This is a genomic window from Trichocoleus sp. FACHB-262 (genome assembly GCF_014696035.1).
In the GTDB taxonomy this organism is placed as follows: domain Bacteria; phylum Cyanobacteriota; class Cyanobacteriia; order FACHB-46; family FACHB-46; genus Trichocoleus.
The window spans coordinates 1-16,175 of the sequence record NZ_JACJPK010000017.1 but is presented as its reverse complement, the minus strand read 5'-3'; the positions used below and the strand labels follow the sequence as shown (position 1 = coordinate 16,175).

Here is a 16,175-nt window from a genome sequence, read left to right as displayed (position 1 = left end):
CGAGGAAATCGCAGAGCTAGAGATTGGGTTGGCGAGACTGAACCGCAGTATTGTTTGGTGCTGATGCCCAATAGGTTCCAGCTCTATCCCTCACCAGTTGAATTGCTTGCATCGCTCTCTCAGGTAGCCCTCGCCCGGAGTCTCCTGCCGCGATCGCCTCCCACCAAGGAGATTTCGCTGATTGGGTGGGACGAATGAGCGGTTGTTGCTTAGTACTGACGTAGAGCAATGATTGCAAAATCAAGCTATTGGTACCACTGCTAAAGGCCGCGATCGTCGGTTTCCCGGTTTGCTCATAAAATCCTTCGTAGTAGCCCAGCAGTGGACTATACAAGTCTGTGACTTGCTCCCCAAGTTGACGCGCGTACTTGTTTTCTGGCAGCAAGGCGCGGAATGCAAAGGCGATCGCGGTACTAACAATCCGCAACTCTGGAATGGCCGAACCATCATCTGCCAGTGTGGCCCAAGGCTGCTGTTTGCCCACGAGCGTACTATGAACAATGTAGGGTTTGCGGTTGATCAAGGTGGTTCCCGCTGCGGTGAAGGTGCCAGTCCGACGGTATCGTTCGGCTTGGGCTTGCAGCATGGGTTGCACCAGTTCCTTCATCTGCGGATCTAGGCCAAACTCCAAGGCATACAACACGAAGGGATCTGCGACAGTGTAAGCAGGTTTTTCTGTTTTGTTGCCAGCTTGCAACCGCTGTGTAGGCACTGGAGCACCATCTACAGTAGCGGTTTCGTATCGACCTCCTACCGCTGAGCGATCGACCTCAAAGCCCCACAACTGAAAGCCACGAGCAGCATATTCTTCATATCCCAGATAGTTAACGGGTTTGATTCGGGTTAACCAACGTGCAGCTCTCTGGGGTTGCTGATCTCGTGTAGTGATGGCACTAAATATCTTGCCATCTCGAATTACGCGCAGAAAGGACCAATCTAGAACGGTTTGATCGACCGCCTCTGTATATTCGGGATGATAACTTTTTAGGTTGTGTAGAGCTGCTAGAAGTCGTCCTACATCGGTTCCAGACCAACCATTGCCCTCTGTGATCGGGTTGCCACCATAATCTACAGGTTGCAAGGTTTTTGTGTCGTAGCCTCGATAAGGAAGTTCTCCGCCAAAGAGTGAGACCTGCCTTAATGCGCCTAACAACAGCCGTACCCGCTGGTCGAACTCGGCAGCAGAAACAATATCTAGCGATCGCGCTGCATTCAGAGCTGCCAAATAGTTACCCATGCCCCAAAGCGAAGCAGTCTTGAGGTCACTGCGATCGCTAACTAAGCCTGTATCTGGGTTGTAGTTGGACTTGAAATAATTCCAAGCCGCTTCTGCATAGCGACGCTCTGCGACGGTTAGTGGTTTAACAGTTAGAGGAGGCTTGGATAGTCGAGAACCTACACTGCCAATAGCTGCAACCTTAACCGGAGGGGCAGCCGCACGAGCAGTTGTAGCTGGAGGAGTTTGAGCTTGAGTCGCAGCTTGCTGTGGGGTAGGTGGAGCAGCAGTTGGTTGTGGAGTGGATAGAGCAGCAGGGCTGGCAGCAGCAGTAGGTGGCCCTGAAGGAGTTGGCGCTGAGGAAGTTGGTGCAGACTGTGCTTCTGTAGCACCACCACGGGGAGAGGCAAACGTTACATTACTGGAACCAATTAACGGACGGTTGCCACGAGCTTTGTAATACAGGATTTCTAAAATCAGCCCATTCGTATTGCCCGTCAAGACTTTATTGGGCTGCTTGGTGGTTTCATACAGACCTGCATAGAAGCCAGCATTCTCTGGATCTTTTAAGGTTTTGACCGCATCAAAGACTTTTTGAGCATAGGCATTATCGGGATACAGATAACGCCAGCCAAACGCGGCTTTGGTACTGATGTTGCGGAACTGAGGGAAAGCCTCATTCTTTTCGTTGATCGCAGCCCAAGGTACGCCGTTGGAATAGACGGTGTTGTAGATAAAGTAGGGAGCTTGGTCGAGATTATCCTCGGAAACGGCTGTTAGTTGACCTGTAGAGTCATAGCGACGTTTTTGAGCTTCTAGCACCCTAGCCGCATAGTCCCCTAAGACTCCTCCCAAACCAAATTCAATGCCGTCAAGGATATATGATTCACTCACGACATAGTTGTTGGCATTGGAACTTTGATAGTCACGGGTATCGACTGGAATTTGGACGCCATTGACATCAACAAACTTAAAAGGTTCTATCTCCAGAGCTTTAGCGGGCTTCAGATTCCAAAGCTCATAGCCTCTAGCAGCATATTCCTCATACCCTAATCGTCCTTCTTGTACAGGAAGAGTTTTGCCATCCTCTAGGACTGCGGCTCCATACATCTGTTCATCTTTTATGGAGCGAGCCAACTGCCACTTAGACAGAACACCTTTTGTCCAGTCGGCGTATTGAGGATGGCAAGTCCGAATAATGTGCATGGCGGCGAGCAAACGCCCAATGTCAAGGGCAGACCAGCCAATACCCCGTTCTATGGGGTTATTGCCATAGTCTACTAAAGCCCCAGTAGCAGTGTTGTAGACTTTGTTGGGTAAGGTGTCTTCAAATAGTCTTAAGCTAGCGAGCGTCGTCAAGAACTTATTCAGACGGGTATCAAATTCTTTTTGGTCAATCAGATTCAACCAACGAGCCGAATTCAGAGCCGTCAAGTAGTTCCCCATATCCCACAAGGTGCTAGAGGGATAATTGCCGACAGAATTCACTAATCCTGTGGCGGGCTGATAGTTCTTGACGAAGTATTGCCAAGCTGTAGTGGCGTAGGCTTGCTCTTCTGGCGTTAGAGGCACTGTGATTTCGGCACAAGCGCCACCTGTGGCAACGGGTTGCTGAGCAACTACTGGTTTGGAAAGATAAGTATTGAGCAGGAATTGAAAGCAGACCCCCACTAAAAATAGGGCGATCGCTCGAATCCATTTGGGCTGAAAAGTTCTCCGCATGCTGGAAACCAAATTAGGGACGGATATGATTGCTGTGATTTACGGTGTAGCTTGCACTCCTGCCCATACCGTGAGGGGTTTGCCCACTTTTCGATACAACAAACTCTCTAGTACTACCCCGTTGTTGTTGGCTGTAAGCGCTGCATTCGGTTCATTGAGCAACTCATAAAAGCCGTTGTACCAACCTTTTTCGGCTTTCATATTGGTGTTGACAAAATCGAATAGTTTCTGGGTGTAGTCGTTGTTGTAGAGGACATGCCAGCCCACTGCCGCTTTGGTGCTAAGGAAGCGGAGATGGTATTGTGATTTCTGCTCAGGGGTAATGGTTGACCAGGGTTCCCCGTTCACAAACAAGGTGCTGTAGACAAAGTAGGGAGCGCGATCGAGGTTGTCTTCAGTGACAGCAGTGAGTTTCTTGGTGGTGCGATAACGAGCCGCCTGAGCTTCAAGAACTCGATCTGCAAAAGGCTTTGGTAATGATTGAAAGCCTGTTTCAATACCATCTAGAATGAAAGGCTCACTGAGGACATAGTTGTTGGCTTGGCTATTGGAGTAGTCTCGGCGATCGTAGGGGACTCCTTGCCCGTAGAGGTTAACGTAGGCAACTTTGGATTGATAGTCCAAGGCTTTATCAACTTTCATGCCCCAAAGTTTTAGCCCGAAAGCGGCATAATTTTCATATCCTAAACGGCCTTCCTGATTGACCTGTTCTTTGCCTTTAACTACTGCGGTGCCGTACATATCACCATCTTTGGTGAGTCGGTCAACCTTCCAGTGTTTCCAGACGGCTTCAGTCTGCTCTTGAAACTCAGGATATTTAGCGCCAATGATTTTCAGCCATATAGCCATACGTCCGATGTCTAGGGCAGACCAGCCAATCTCCTGCCGCTTGTCTAACTGCCCATAGCCCACAGGAAGCAGCGTTTTAGCGTTGTAGACCTTGTTGGGTAGTTCGCCTTTGTAGAGAGGCATTGTTGCCAAGGTTTTCAAGCTAACGCTCATTTTGGCGTTAAATTCCGTTTCTGGAACGATGCCAAGCTCTTTAGCACTGACTAATGCCGCTAGTGCTGCGGCTTGGTCCCACATCGTGATTGAAGCAAAACCATCTACCGCATTGACTAGTCCCGTCTTTTCATTCCAGTTGGCCTCAAAATATTTCCAGGCTGTCTGAGCGATCGCCTGTTCTTCGGGAGTCAGGCTACCTGCTCCTGCCCCTGCCGCTACATAAGGCGTTTTGACTGCTTGAAGTTGTTGCTGAGAAACAGGCGTGCCTTGCAAACTCCAGGATTTTGAATCTAGCTTTGCGATCTCTGTAGCTTCAGGTGGCAAACCCGGAGGGAGAGACGGTAACGGTTTGGCAATCGGTTTAGGGGAGGTCACGACTTGTGGAGCTTGCCGAGAGTTACGGGACAGTGTTTCTAATCCAGCGATCGCGATGGCAGCGGTGAGGACTCCACCTACTATTGCTAGTAACGATAATCTTTTAGAAGGAGGTTCAAAATCCATTGAGTCAAGAAGTTCAACTACAAGAATGACGTTTGTTTAAGGAATACAGAGATTAAGGTCGTGTAAGCGTACTATGTAATCTTCAATACTTTTTATACTTGAGGAACCTCCGCTTGGAATATACCCTATAGGAGATTTACTTAGGCTTTTAGGCTGAATCAAGTCAAAATTTGACCCGAAGTTGGCTGACTACTGCATCACTTTGAGCACCGCTTTCTCCTGTTTCTCGAGTAAAAATATTGCTAACGGTATAGCCAAGATCTATCTCAATAGAGGGTGATAACTCAGCTGTGCAAAGACCTTGATAGCTGTAACCGTTGGTACTGGTATCTTTTAAGCGCTGGCCTCCCAAATTGGCAGTTAACCGACAGGTGAGAAAGTCAAAAGGCTTACCCTGCCACCCGATTTCTCCGTTGTAGACAAGAAAATTTGGGGGTGAGAAGTAGCCGCTCTGCGCTTGCATATCCTTTCTCACATTCCAAGAGAACAAGTTGGCCGCAACATGAAATTGGCCAAATTTTCGTTCTAATCGACTAAAGGACTGTGTCTCACTGTTGCCGTCGTTATAAAGTCCTACCCGGAATGACGAAAAAAGAGTTGTTTTGCGATCGATTTGCCAAAACAAATTAGGCCCAAATCTCCAAGCAGTGATTTGGTTTTCTAACGTTCTGGCATTGGCTTTATAAGGGCCTTGTTCTAGAACTCCCGTTACTGTCAGGGAAGGCGTGAGAGGCACACTGGCTTGAACATCTAGATTGAGGGCCGCAGGCAAACGGTTGAAGAAGTCTACACCCGCTGCCACTTGTAAAGTTGATTTACCGACCTTGGTCTGCCAGCCAATTTGAATGGGGATATTGGTGATAGTTTCAGTTTCTGGCTCCTCAAACGTGTTGAATCCCGTTTTGACTAGAAGGCGATCACCCTTATTACCCAGTTGAAATTGAGCGGTTGGCTCTATCCACTGATTATGTTGCCCAGATTGATCTTGGTTATCACGAAAATTAATTTGCAGATTTTCTAATTTAAAGGAATTAGGCTCTTGGGAAGCTGTACCTGGTTCTGTCTCCTGTGGTATCTCTAACGGCGCTGGTGCTGGTGCGGGTAGGGCAGGGGGTGGCAGTGGCGGCGGTGGCGGTGGCGGTGGTACTCGTAATTCAGGGTTAAAGTTTTCTGGTCCTGAAGTGGCAATGTAGGTTGTCGTTGCCACGCCAGTAATAGTTTCTGGCTCAACTGCAAGAGTGGGGAAGAGCGAGGTAACAGAACGAGCTTGCGGCCTGTCAGACTCTGCCAGCGCTTGATGTTCTATCGCAGACATGATTGCCGCTTCAGAATTTAAAGCTTGCGAGTTAGGAAGACCTGAAGATTCAGGCTCTAAAGAGTTGGGCTTCCCTGGGGCGATCGCGGCATTCTCTAAGCTGGCGCTTGGGGTAGGGTCTGGCTCTAAAGATAGTGCTGAGGCAGATGAGCGATGTGCTGGAAGTGAAGATGCCGTCTGGATGTCTGTTTCTGTAGCGGCGTGATTATCTATTTCTGAAGTAAATTGCTCTGGGCGAGGCTGTAGCTCGGCCAAAATTGCGGAGGATTCGGGATCTAAGGAGATAGAAGTTGTAGCGATCGCTTGAACTCCGGTTCCACCTAATATCCAGATGCCTAAACTCCAAAAAGGTAATGAAGGCGATCGCAGATGTCGTGAACTTGGAAAAAACATGGTAATCCTATCCTGCAAACTCACTTGGAAGCTTTCCTCACAGGTTTTCTAGACATCTGCATGACGCGATTTTAATTATGTTGTTGAGGACTCTGAGCGTTTGACGCCAAACACATTGGCTGTCTCTAAATTGGTTTCGGTGAGGTCTGCTTCCAGCAAGTTCGCCTCACGCAAATTGGCTCCATCAAAGTTGGCTCGGCGTAGATTAGCTCCGCTTAAATTGGCTTCACTCAAATTTGCTCCTACCAAGTTAGCGGCTGTTAAATTAGCCCCGCTTAAAACTGCACCACTTAAGTTAGCTCCACTGAAGTCTACCCGAATTAAATCGGCTCCTATCAGCAGCACTGCTCCCTTTAAAGTAGTTTTTTGGAAGTTGGCTTCTGTCAGATTAGCCATGCAGAGATTGGCCCCTGTCAAGTTGGCCTCACTACAATGCGATCGCGTTAAGTTAGCCTGACTAACATTGGCTCCATCCAAATTAGCCCCTACAAGATTGGCCCCTGTGAGGTTGGCTCCTACGAGTTTAGTGACGATCAGATTGGCCTTGGACAAGTCTGTACCCATCAAATTGGCATTGCTGAGGTTAGCCGCCATCAAGTTTGCTCCGCTCAAATTGGCTCCAGCTAAATTTACATCCGTTAAATTAGCGCCTACCAAATTAATCTGACTAAAATCTCGTTGTCCGGAGTCATATTGTTTCTGGAGCGTCGCAGTATCCATAAATCCTATATTTGGCTGATTAATTGATTACTAACAAACTAGGCTGGTTGAGAAAAGAGTGGCAGCTAAATCCCGACTCGCTTTCCACGTAGGGGCGATCGCCACTGGTAAAATTTGAAACTAAGTTCTAGCGCTAAGATATCTTCTTTTGTTTTGCCATCGATTGCTCCTTAAGGTGGGATGTTTTCAAGCTCGAAGGATGATGCATCGCCCTGCTCTGGCTGTAACGTCTTCAGATTCTTAGTCATAGGACGGGCTGTAGTCCAAAGCTATTTTCCTCTCCGATACCAGTAGTGGTAGCAAATTCAGCAAGAGTTCAGCCATTTGATGGACGCGGAGAGACGACGGTAACCTGGATAACAAAATAGGCCTGCCTCGATCTGCATGCCTGCTCGTTCCTGGTAATTCTTCCTCCTACACTCAATGTCTGATTCAGAGCTAAAGCCGATCATGGCTGATACGGCAACTCCTAATACCTACGTGTTTTCCCGAAAGCAGTGGGTTTATGACCCTAGCGTGGATGCCAAGCGAGATCTCCGCCTAGATTTTCTGCGAGGCTTAGCGATCGCATCAATGGTGATCAATCACTTGGAGAGCCGTTCTTACTTCAACAACATTACTCAGGGTCACATCTACGCCAGTTCTGCGGAAGGATTCGTTTTTCTATCGGGCATGGTTTTGGGGTTGGTGACACGCCAGCGAATTCAAAAGATTGGCTTACCTGAAGCCATGAAAAAGCTATTAGAACGAGCTTGGACACTGTATAAAACTAGCTTTATCCTGATGGCGACCTTAGGGCTGTTGTCAATCTCCTTTCCAGGCTGGACTCGCCCTGCTTTTGAAGCGGCTCCCGGAAGTTGGTGGCAAATTCTCTTAGCTGCTGCCACATTGCATTTAGCTCCTCCAGTAATTGACATCTTGCAGCTCTACGTCTTGTGCCTAGTTGCCTCTCCCGGTATGTTTTGGCTGTTACGCAGAGGGCTGTGGGCACCACTTCTGGCCATTTCCTGGTCTGTGTGGAGTTTGCAGCAGTTGCATCCTTACGCACTCAGCTTCCATCCGCTCGATCGCGACCATCCTTATTTCTCCTTTGCTTCTTGGCAGATCTTGTATGTGCATGGGTTAGTGGCAGGCTACTACCGATCGCAGTTGCAGCAACTTTGGGCGCGGATTCCTAAACTGCCACTGGTTACAGTTCTAGTCACGATTGTGATTGCGGCGATGGTGGCGGCTCAGTATGACATGCAATTAGGCGTTTGGCCTGCGAATGTCTCCCAGCGGGTGCAGTGGTTGCACTGGACTGACCGCAGTATCAATGGTCCCATTCGTTTAGTGACTTTATTAGGCTTGTTTCCTTTGCTGTATATGGTGGTCAACACATTTTGGCTCCCCCTTAATAAAGCACTAGGCAAACTTTTGATTCCTCTAGGGCAAAACTCCCTTTATGTCTATGTGATGCATGTGCCCCTGACGGTGTTGTGGTTTATGGTTCCGGGGCTCACCACAGGGAACGCCCTAGTGACAACCCTGTTACAGGCGATCGCGATCGGATTCTTCTGGTTCCTCATCAAAAAACAATTTCTGTTCAATGTGGTGCCTCGCTAAACGACGTATCCCTCGCTAGCTCCATTATTAAAAAAGTTGTTATGGAAACATCCGATCGCCGTTTCAATCTGATTCAGCAGGTTGCCCTGTGCAGTGCTATCTTTTTGGTTGCTTTTGGCGTCCATAAAGCATTAGCTTGGCGCGAAACCTCGGTTTTGCCTGTTCCTATCACCCGACAGATTCCCCTGAGTGGCGAAGATAAAAACCTGGCTCGCAACGCTTGGCGCTATTTTGAATTAAACCGCTCCCAGACTGGACTCGTCACTTCAGCCGCAGGCTTCCCCGCGACGACGATGTGGGATGTTGCCAATCAGTTAGCAGGGATGGTGGCAGCACGAGAACTGGGTCTGATTTCTCTGCAAGAGTTTGATCCCTGGATGACTCAAGTTCTAACTACTCTCCAAAAGTTGCCGCTGTATCGTAACGAGTTGCCCAACAAAGCCTACAACGCTACGACTTTGGTGCCGATTGATTACGGACAACCAGAAAAACGGCAGGAGGTTGGCTTTTCGGCAGTAGACCTGGGCAGATTGGCTCGTTGGCTAGATATTGTGGCAGTACGCTATCCCCAACATGCTGCCGCTAGCCGAGCGGTGACCAGTCGTTGGAAGTTGGGCCGACTGGTGAAGGATGGCCAGATCATGGCAGCAACTACTGCCTCTGGTAAGGAAGTTTGGCAGCCAGAAGGCACGCTGGGCTACGAGCAATACGCGGCTTATGGGTTGAGCAAGCTGGGCCTGAAGCTAACTCAAGCTTTGGATGTAAAGACGCAAACTCAACTCGTCGATGTGATGAATGTGGAGGTGCCAACCGATCAGCAGGGAGCGCAGCCCAACTGTGTTGTGAGTGAACCTTATGTCTTGGATGGCCTAGAAAGCGGCTTTAAAGCGCTGCCCGTAGAATATGCCGCTCGTTTACTCCAAGCTCAACAGCAGCGATATTTAGTGACAAATCAACTTACAGCTTGGTCGGAAACGAATTTGGATCAGGCTCCTTGGCAGGTCCATAACTGTGTAGTGGCGAATGGTCGTCCTTGGCAAACTGTGACTCCTGGGGGAGAGGATGCGGCTGCTTTTCGAGGCAGTAGTACCAAGATTGCGATCGCCTGGAATGTCTTGTTCCGCACTCGTTACACCGAGCGAACCTACAAGGGAATGCGCTGGCTGGCTGATCCCCAACAGGGAGTATTCGCTGGCTTCTACGAAGAGAGTCAACAGCCCAACCGAGCGTTGACCCTAAATACCAATGCCATTATTTTGGAAGCGCTGCTCTATAACCAGACGTCACAACCTTTAGAGGTTTGGGCTACTAGTTCCCAACCTTCCTCCGCATCATTCAATAGCCCTAGGCTGACTGAAGAGTAGAAACAGCTACGTAAGGCGATCGCCCTCCCTATAGTTGTCGTACCTCTAAGAGCCAGCGTCACCGATACTGGTAATGGGGCAGATAGTTTGGTTCTGCTCTGGCTCAATGATTTACGTGTGGCTGTATGGGTATCGTCTGGGAATTAGATTTTTATTCACGTCCGATTCTGGACGAAAGTGGCAAAAAACTGTGGGAAGTACTGGTCTGTGAAAGCCCCTTGGAGGCAGGCCAAAAGCCCGAAACCCTCTTTCGCTATGCCCAGTATTGCCCCAGCACCCAGGTAAACTCCCTGTGGTTGCAGGAAGCATTGCAAAACGCGATCGCCCAAGCGCCTCAACCCCCGAATGAGATTCGTTTCTTTCGTCGTCAGATGACGAACATGATCAACAAAGCCTGCGAAGATTTAGGCATTGCTTGTGAAGTCAGCCGCCGCACCTTTGCCCTCAATCATTGGTTGCAAGAGCGAGAGCAAGTTGTCTATCCCGATCAACCAGGATTCCAACCAGGAGCGAATCCGTCAGTTAGTTACGAAACCACCACTCCACAACCGCTACCCGATGCGCTAATCGGTCAGCAGTGGGCCTTTGTCACCCTCGAAGCTAGCGCCTTTGCAGAAATGGCAGAGTGGGAAATTGCCTTTACAAGGGCTTTTCCTCTAGAAATTCTGAAACTAGCCCCTGATACCAAAATTCCAGGACTGATCATTTTTTCGCATAGAGCCTTAGCCTTGGCGGGTTGGATGTCTGGTTTAGAGTTGGCCTTTCTTAAAATGGATAGCACCACCAAACCAAGATTGTTGCTCGAAACAGGCTTAAGCGATCGCTGGATTTTAGCCAATCTCACCACGCCACAACTGCAAGCGGAAGCGCAAGGATTCGAGCAAGCCAAACAAGCCGCGCAACAAGTGCATTTTGTGGCGGTGCAGTCTGATCCGGAAGCCGAATCTTTTGCGGGATTTTGGTTATTGCAGGAACTAAATCTGGCTTAAATTGGGTTCCAAACTAGCGTAAAGTGATCCCAGGTGGATGAAGTGACGCGATTAATTGAGTCATGTAATCTCCGCCTGCTTCCCCGTTAGCTTCACTCGTCCACAGATTTTATGGGTCTTGACGAACTACAGCCAGAGATGCCAGCAGAACAACTGTTGGAGCTAGCCGCCCGCGCAGGTGCCGAAGCAGCGGAAGTGTTTCAATCGCGATCGCTTTCCCGTCCTGTTTTCTTTGAAGCCAATCGCCTCAAGCAGCTAGAGAGTACTCAGTCTGAAGGTACGGCGTTGCGCCTTTGGCAAGATGGCCGTCCTGGTTTAGCCGTAGCCTATGGTCCTGTAGAGCCACAAGCCCTAGTGGACCGAGCTTTGGCGCTCAGCCAACTGAATGAGCCAGAGGCAATCGAGCTAACGACAGGCTCTAAAGTGTTTTACCCAGATGTAGGGGAGGCGATCGCCGTTGAGCAGCTCGTGGGTTGGGGCAAGGAAGCGATCGCCTTAGTCCGGGAGGCTTACCCAGAAAGTCTCTGTACCGCTGAGTGGGAGTGCGAAGCTGAGAGCACCCGGTTGCTCAACTCAGAAGGATTGGATTTTAGCTATACCGACACTACCCTGAGCTGCTTTTTATCGGCTGAGTGGATTCGCGGTGACGATTTTCTTAGCGTCTCAGATGGGCAAATCCAACGTGGCAATTTAGACCCAGTGGCTTTGGCTCAGGAAGTGTTGCAACGCTTGGAGTGGGCGAAAGAAAATGTGCCAACCCCTAGCGGTCGGGTGCCGATTCTATTTACCTCCAAAGCCGCCGACATGATTTGGGGCACGGTGCAAGCAGCACTGAGCGGTAAGCAGGTAATTGAGCGGGCCTCTCCTTGGAGCGATCGCTTGGGCGAACAAGTGATTTCCGATGCGCTAACCATCTCTCAGCATCCCAGTCGCGGTCCCTTTAGTTGCCCCTTTGATGATGAAGGCACACCCACTCGGCCTCTGGTTTTCATCCAAGACGGAGTGTTGCAATTGTTCTATACCGATCGCACCAGCGGGCGTTTGCTGGGGAGCGGAACGACAGGCAACGGCTTCCGTCCTGGTTTAGGCAGTTATCCCACACCCGGTTTGTTTAACTTGTTGATCGAACCTAGTGCGATGATGGCTAGCTCGACTGCCAACAAGTCTCTCCTAGATTTAATCGCCAGCCTTGATGAAGGATTGGTGCTCGATCAGATGTTGGGAGGTGGCGCGGGCATTTCTGGGGACTTCTCAGTGAATGTGGATTTAGGCTACCGCGTCAAGCAGGGGCAGATTGTGGGCCGTGTCAAGGACACGATGATTTCTGGCAATGTCTACACAGCCTTGAATCAACTGGTAGATATTGGCAGTGATGCCGACTGGAACGGTGCTTGCTATACCCCTTCGTTGATTGTGGAAGGGCTGTCTGTAACGGGGCGGCACTAGGCCATGAGGCCAGAATCAAGCGATCGCGGCTCTGACTGATGTCGTTCACTCGCTAGTTCAATTTTAAGGATTTGGGAAACTTGAATGCAGTTTGAGTAAAGCGCTGATGCAAGTTGCTCCAAGAGGAATCTACCGACAGCAAGTTTCCGTCTGATACTGAGATCTAGTGATTGCTGGGTGGGCTCTTGGCATCATTCAGGCTTAATTTGCTGTTTACCTATTGCGCCTTAAGCAAACACGACATCGCCCCAGCGTGATGTTTATCCGAGTCCAAGTCTTCCTATTGAGCCGTCGGCCTGATGTGGTATCTTTCCCTTCCCCAGCATCTGCGTCAATTTTTGCGGCCTAAGCGTCTGGCTATCTTTGAAGCTTGTGCGATTGGGTTGGTCTCTGCCTTAGCAGCGGTTTTGCTCAAGCAGGGGTCTGGGTGGTTGGGTGGCTGGCGCATTATGGCGGGACATACATTTCCAGCTTGGCTAGTTTTACCAACGATTGGTTTGATTGGCGGTGGCTTAACAGGCTGGTTGATTCAGCGCTTAGCCCCGGAAGCTTCTGGAAGTGGCATTCCCCAAGTCAAAGCGGCTTTGGCTTACGTGCCGATCGCCCTAAATTTACGGGTGGCATTGGTCAAGCTGGTGACCACTATGTTGTCACTGGGGTCTGGATTAACCCTGGGGCGGCAGGGTCCGACGGTGCAAGTGGGAGCAGCTTTGGCCGCGCAGTTTAGTCGTTGGGTACCTACCTCTCCCGACTACCAACGCCAGTTACTAGCGGCAGGAGCGGCAGCAGGTTTGGCGGCTGGGTTTAACGCCCCGATCGCGGGGGTGATCTTTGTCGTGGAGGAACTGCTGCAAGATGTGTCTAACCTGACGCTGGGCACAGCAATTCTGGCTTCCTTTGTGGGTGGGGTGGTGTCTCGCTTACTAGGGGGGCATGGGTTGAATATGATCCTGACAACCTCGAATGCCAAATTTTCTCTGGCAGAAATTCCTCTGTTTCTACTGTTGGGGGTCTTAGCAGGGTTGTTGGGCGCATTATTCTGTAAGGGGATTTTTGTCAGCTTAGACCTAAACCGTAAGTTGCTGCGCACAGGTGGGTTGCCGCTGCGAATCGGTTTGGCTGGGCTGCTGTCGGGTCTGGTTCTAGCTTTTTTGCCCGCTTCTCTGCGCGACAACACTGGGCTGCAAGAGTTTCTGGTGACAGGAGGAGCAGGTTGGCAAATCACGGCCCTGGCGTTTGTAACCAAATTCTTGCTGACTTTGGTGGCTTACGGTTCCGGGGCACCCGGTGGCTTATTTGCGCCATCGCTAATTCTTGGCTCAGCCTTGGGGTATTTGGTCAGCCTTGGTGCCGAAGCTCTACAGACGGCGTTAGGAGTCCCACCTGATTTGGCGATCGCGATTGGTTCTCCGACCACCTACGCCCTAACCGGAATGGGCGCTTTCTTTAGTGCGGTGACCCGCGGCCCCATTACTGCGATCGTGATTGTGTTTGAGATGACCACCGACTTCAATCTGGTGCTGCCGCTGATGATGGGGTCGGTGGTGGCTTACTTGGTGGCAGAAGCGATCGCCAGTGGCTCGATTTACAAGCGGCTCTTAGCTTGGAATGGCATTTATTTGGAGCAAGAAGCCCCGATTGAAGGCCGTTTATCTGGTTTGACGGCAGCCGATATTATGCAAAGACGGGTGGAAACGCTGTCGAGTCAGATGATTTTGGAAGAAGTGGTGCAAGCATTTTCGCGATCGCATCACCGGGGCTTCCCAGTGGTGGATCAAGGGAAATTGGTGGGCATCGTCACTCAAACAGATTTGGGCAATATTGCTCAGCAGCAACTATCTGAGACCATGCCGCTTCGTGCCTTGATGACCCCACAGCCTGTCACCGTCAACCCGAAAGATCCGCTGTCTCATGTGCTGTACTTGCTCAACAGTTACAAAATCAGCCGTTTGCCTGTGACCGAAGGCCGCAAGCTGGTGGGCATTATTACGCGAGCCGATATCATTCGGGCGCAATCGGATCAACTGAGTGGTAAGACGGAGCAGTTGGGGCCGCAACCGGAAGCGTCCTATGTGGTGTACCAAACGCGATCGCCCGCCTTGGGTCGGGGTCGCTTATTGTTACCTTTGAGCAATCCTCAAACCGCAGCTTCTCTGATTCGCCTAGCTACTGCCATTGCCCGCGATCGCAACTTAGAAATTGAATGTCTGCAAGTAGTACTCATTCCGCGCAGTAATTCTCCGGCAGAAACTGCTGTCAGCACTGCCAAGAGTCGGCGATTGTTACGGCAGGCAGAAAACTTGGGCCGAGCTTGGCAGATTCCAGTCCATACGCAAATTCGTGTGGCCCATGACGTGTCGCAAGCAATTCTAGAAACCATTAAAGACCGTCACATTGACCTAATCTTAATGGGCTGGAAAGGCACAACTGCGACTCCGGGGCGAGTGTTTGGGGGAGCTGTCGATACCGTAATCCGCCAAGCCTCTTGTGATGTCGTCCTAGCCAGACTGCGTGGCACCGAAACTTTTAATCGCTGGCTCGTGCCAATCGCGGGTGGACCGAATGCTCAATATGCGGTGCAACTGCTACCTGCTCTTACCTCTCTCGGAGAAACACCGCTGGTCAAACTTTGTCAGGTGTTTGAGCCCAGCCAGCAAGAACCCAACACAGCCATTCTCGACCAAGCGGCGCGATCGCTGGATCGTCGCCTGGCGACTCCCGTTATCGTGACCCCGGTTTGGGGCGCTTCGGTGTCCGAGGCGGTGGTGAAGTTGGCCCAGAACGAACGCTGCGATGTCATTGCCTTAGGAGCCAGTCGGGAAGGCATGTTGCAACAAGCAATTAAGGGTAACATTCCCGAAGCGATCGCCCGCAATAGTCAATGCACCGTAATCCTGGTGCGCCGTGCGATCGCCTAAATTTAGCCGGTAGTGTTCTAGACCTGTGGAAGTAGTCAAACGGCTCGACCAAACTTATGGCGATTAATGAACAATCCAATGACAACATCATGTAGCCAGATGGATTTAGAGAAACAAATCGTTTTACGAGGTTCATCAAGGGTGGCTCGATGACAATTGCGCCTTATTGGAGTTGCTTATTGAGCAACTCTTCTCTTCGGTTGTGACCTGTTTAGGAGACGGGCATGATGGCATTTGGAATTTGTTTGAGCAGATGAGGGGAGATACCGAGCGTCGTGAAGTTTTGGATTGGTATCACTTGATGGAGAACCTGGGAAAAGTTGGCAAGTCATTCCAGCATTTAGCGCAGGCTCGTTCCCTGTTGTGGCAGGGAAACGTGGATGAGACCTTGGCGTTGTTTGAATGTTGTCAAGACCATCAAGCTAGCTGTTTCTGTCAGTATTTGCGAAAGCATCGGCATCGCATTGTCAACTATGGTTATTTGCAAGCAGAAGGCATTTGCTCGATTGGTTCTGGAGCCGTTGAATCAACGGTTAAACAAATTGATCAGCGGCTCAAAATTCCAGGGGCACGATGGAAGCCGAAACATGTTCCAAACGTCTTAGCGCATCGGTGTGCTTACCTCAATAACCAGTTGTAATGTATTTTTCTCTAGAGAAGGTGACACGCACCCCTTGCCACCTCGGTGGTCAATCGCTAACCAAAGCCAGCGTTGCTGTTTCTTAGACTGCACAAAGCTCCACATTTCGTCCATTTCAGCTTCATCAACTTTCACCACCATCACAGGCTCGGGGCAACTCACCTCCTGTTCCAACAGCGAGCGATTCACCTGTTCGAGGTAACAATTTTTTTTAATTCTTCAATCACCGTTGTGGGGCTAATCTTGAGCACTCGTGCCGTATCTCGGATGCCACTGCCATTGATTGCCATCTCACTAATCCTTTGCTTGACCTCAGGCAAATGGTCTAGGTAGGAGTATCG

At 50.2% G+C, this 16,175-nt stretch carries 10 protein-coding genes and 2 pseudogenes; 6 read left to right on the top strand and 6 right to left on the bottom strand.

The window, feature by feature from the left end; all coding sequences use genetic code 11:
• Positions 1–16: 16 nt before the first annotated feature.
• The 4 genes from H6F68_RS01215 to H6F68_RS01200 all read right to left on the bottom strand — a co-directional run bounded on the left by H6F68_RS01215 (position 17) and on the right by H6F68_RS01200 (position 6,872).
• A complete protein-coding gene (locus H6F68_RS01215; protein WP_190555884.1) occupies positions 17–2,938 on the bottom strand; it encodes a DUF3131 domain-containing protein in 2,922 nt (973 codons plus the stop codon).
• Positions 2,939–2,977: 39 nt separating this feature from the next.
• A complete protein-coding gene (locus tag H6F68_RS01210) occupies positions 2,978–4,444 on the bottom strand; it encodes a DUF3131 domain-containing protein (protein ID WP_190555882.1) in 1,467 nt (488 codons plus the stop codon).
• 163 nt (positions 4,445–4,607) lie between these two features.
• Positions 4,608–6,152, bottom strand: a complete 1,545-nt coding sequence (locus tag H6F68_RS01205; protein WP_190555881.1) for a hypothetical protein — start codon at positions 6,150–6,152, stop codon at positions 4,608–4,610.
• Positions 6,153–6,227: 75 nt separating this feature from the next.
• Positions 6,228–6,872 (bottom strand): pentapeptide repeat-containing protein, encoded by a 645-nt coding sequence (locus tag H6F68_RS01200; RefSeq protein ID WP_190555879.1) that lies wholly within the window; start codon positions 6,870–6,872, stop codon positions 6,228–6,230.
• Positions 6,873–7,295: 423 nt separating this feature from the next.
• Here H6F68_RS01200 and opgC point away from each other — a divergent pair, with 423 nt between their 5' ends.
• The 5 genes from opgC (at position 7,296) to H6F68_RS01175 (ending at position 15,194) form a co-directional block, all read left to right on the top strand.
• Positions 7,296–8,477: an OpgC domain-containing protein gene (gene opgC, locus H6F68_RS01195; RefSeq protein ID WP_190555877.1), complete on the top strand. Its 1,182-nt coding sequence runs from the start codon at positions 7,296–7,298 to the stop codon at positions 8,475–8,477.
• A gap of 41 nt (positions 8,478–8,518) precedes the next feature.
• A complete protein-coding gene (locus H6F68_RS01190) occupies positions 8,519–9,841 on the top strand; it encodes a DUF3131 domain-containing protein (protein ID WP_190555875.1) in 1,323 nt (440 codons plus the stop codon).
• A 125-nt stretch (positions 9,842–9,966) separates the two neighbouring features.
• Positions 9,967–10,830 (top strand): Tab2/Atab2 family RNA-binding protein, encoded by an 864-nt coding sequence (locus tag H6F68_RS01185; RefSeq protein ID WP_190555873.1) that lies wholly within the window; start codon positions 9,967–9,969, stop codon positions 10,828–10,830.
• Positions 10,831–10,941: 111 nt separating this feature from the next.
• Positions 10,942–12,276 (top strand): TldD/PmbA family protein, encoded by a 1,335-nt coding sequence (locus H6F68_RS01180; protein WP_190555871.1) that lies wholly within the window; start codon positions 10,942–10,944, stop codon positions 12,274–12,276.
• 299 nt (positions 12,277–12,575) lie between these two features.
• Complete coding sequence (locus H6F68_RS01175; RefSeq protein WP_190555869.1) at positions 12,576–15,194, top strand: chloride channel protein; 2,619 nt, start codon at positions 12,576–12,578, stop codon at positions 15,192–15,194.
• Positions 15,195–15,229: 35 nt separating this feature from the next.
• On the opposite strand, the gene H6F68_RS29710 is transcribed toward H6F68_RS01175, so the two are convergent.
• The gene (locus H6F68_RS29710; protein ID WP_399312812.1) at positions 15,230–15,313 is read right to left on the bottom strand and encodes a hypothetical protein; all 84 of its coding nucleotides are present in this window, start codon (positions 15,311–15,313) and stop codon (positions 15,230–15,232) included.
• A 74-nt stretch (positions 15,314–15,387) separates the two neighbouring features.
• On the opposite strand from H6F68_RS29710, the pseudogene H6F68_RS01165 reads away from it, so the two are divergent.
• A pseudogene (locus H6F68_RS01165) lies at positions 15,388–15,834 on the top strand (ISKra4 family transposase); the annotation flags it as partial.
• Between the two features lie 33 nt (positions 15,835–15,867).
• On the opposite strand, the pseudogene H6F68_RS29705 reads toward H6F68_RS01165, so the two are convergent.
• A pseudogene (locus tag H6F68_RS29705) lies at positions 15,868–16,175 on the bottom strand (IS1 family transposase); the annotation flags it as partial.

Coding starts and splice junctions, on each gene's coding strand:
- H6F68_RS01205 (WP_190555881.1), bottom strand. CDS start 6,152: ATGTTTTTTCCAAGTTCACGACATCTGCGATCGCCTTCATTACCTTTT.
- opgC (WP_190555877.1), top strand. CDS start 7,296: ATGTCTGATTCAGAGCTAAAGCCGATCATGGCTGATACGGCAACTCCT.
- H6F68_RS01210 (WP_190555882.1), bottom strand. CDS start 4,444: ATGGATTTTGAACCTCCTTCTAAAAGATTATCGTTACTAGCAATAGTA.
- H6F68_RS01185 (WP_190555873.1), top strand. CDS start 9,967: ATGGGTATCGTCTGGGAATTAGATTTTTATTCACGTCCGATTCTGGAC.
- H6F68_RS01175 (WP_190555869.1), top strand. CDS start 12,576: ATGTGGTATCTTTCCCTTCCCCAGCATCTGCGTCAATTTTTGCGGCCT.
- H6F68_RS01215 (WP_190555884.1), bottom strand. CDS start 2,938: ATGCGGAGAACTTTTCAGCCCAAATGGATTCGAGCGATCGCCCTATTT.
- H6F68_RS01190 (WP_190555875.1), top strand. CDS start 8,519: ATGGAAACATCCGATCGCCGTTTCAATCTGATTCAGCAGGTTGCCCTG.
- H6F68_RS01180 (WP_190555871.1), top strand. CDS start 10,942: ATGGGTCTTGACGAACTACAGCCAGAGATGCCAGCAGAACAACTGTTG.
- H6F68_RS01200 (WP_190555879.1), bottom strand. CDS start 6,872: ATGGATACTGCGACGCTCCAGAAACAATATGACTCCGGACAACGAGAT.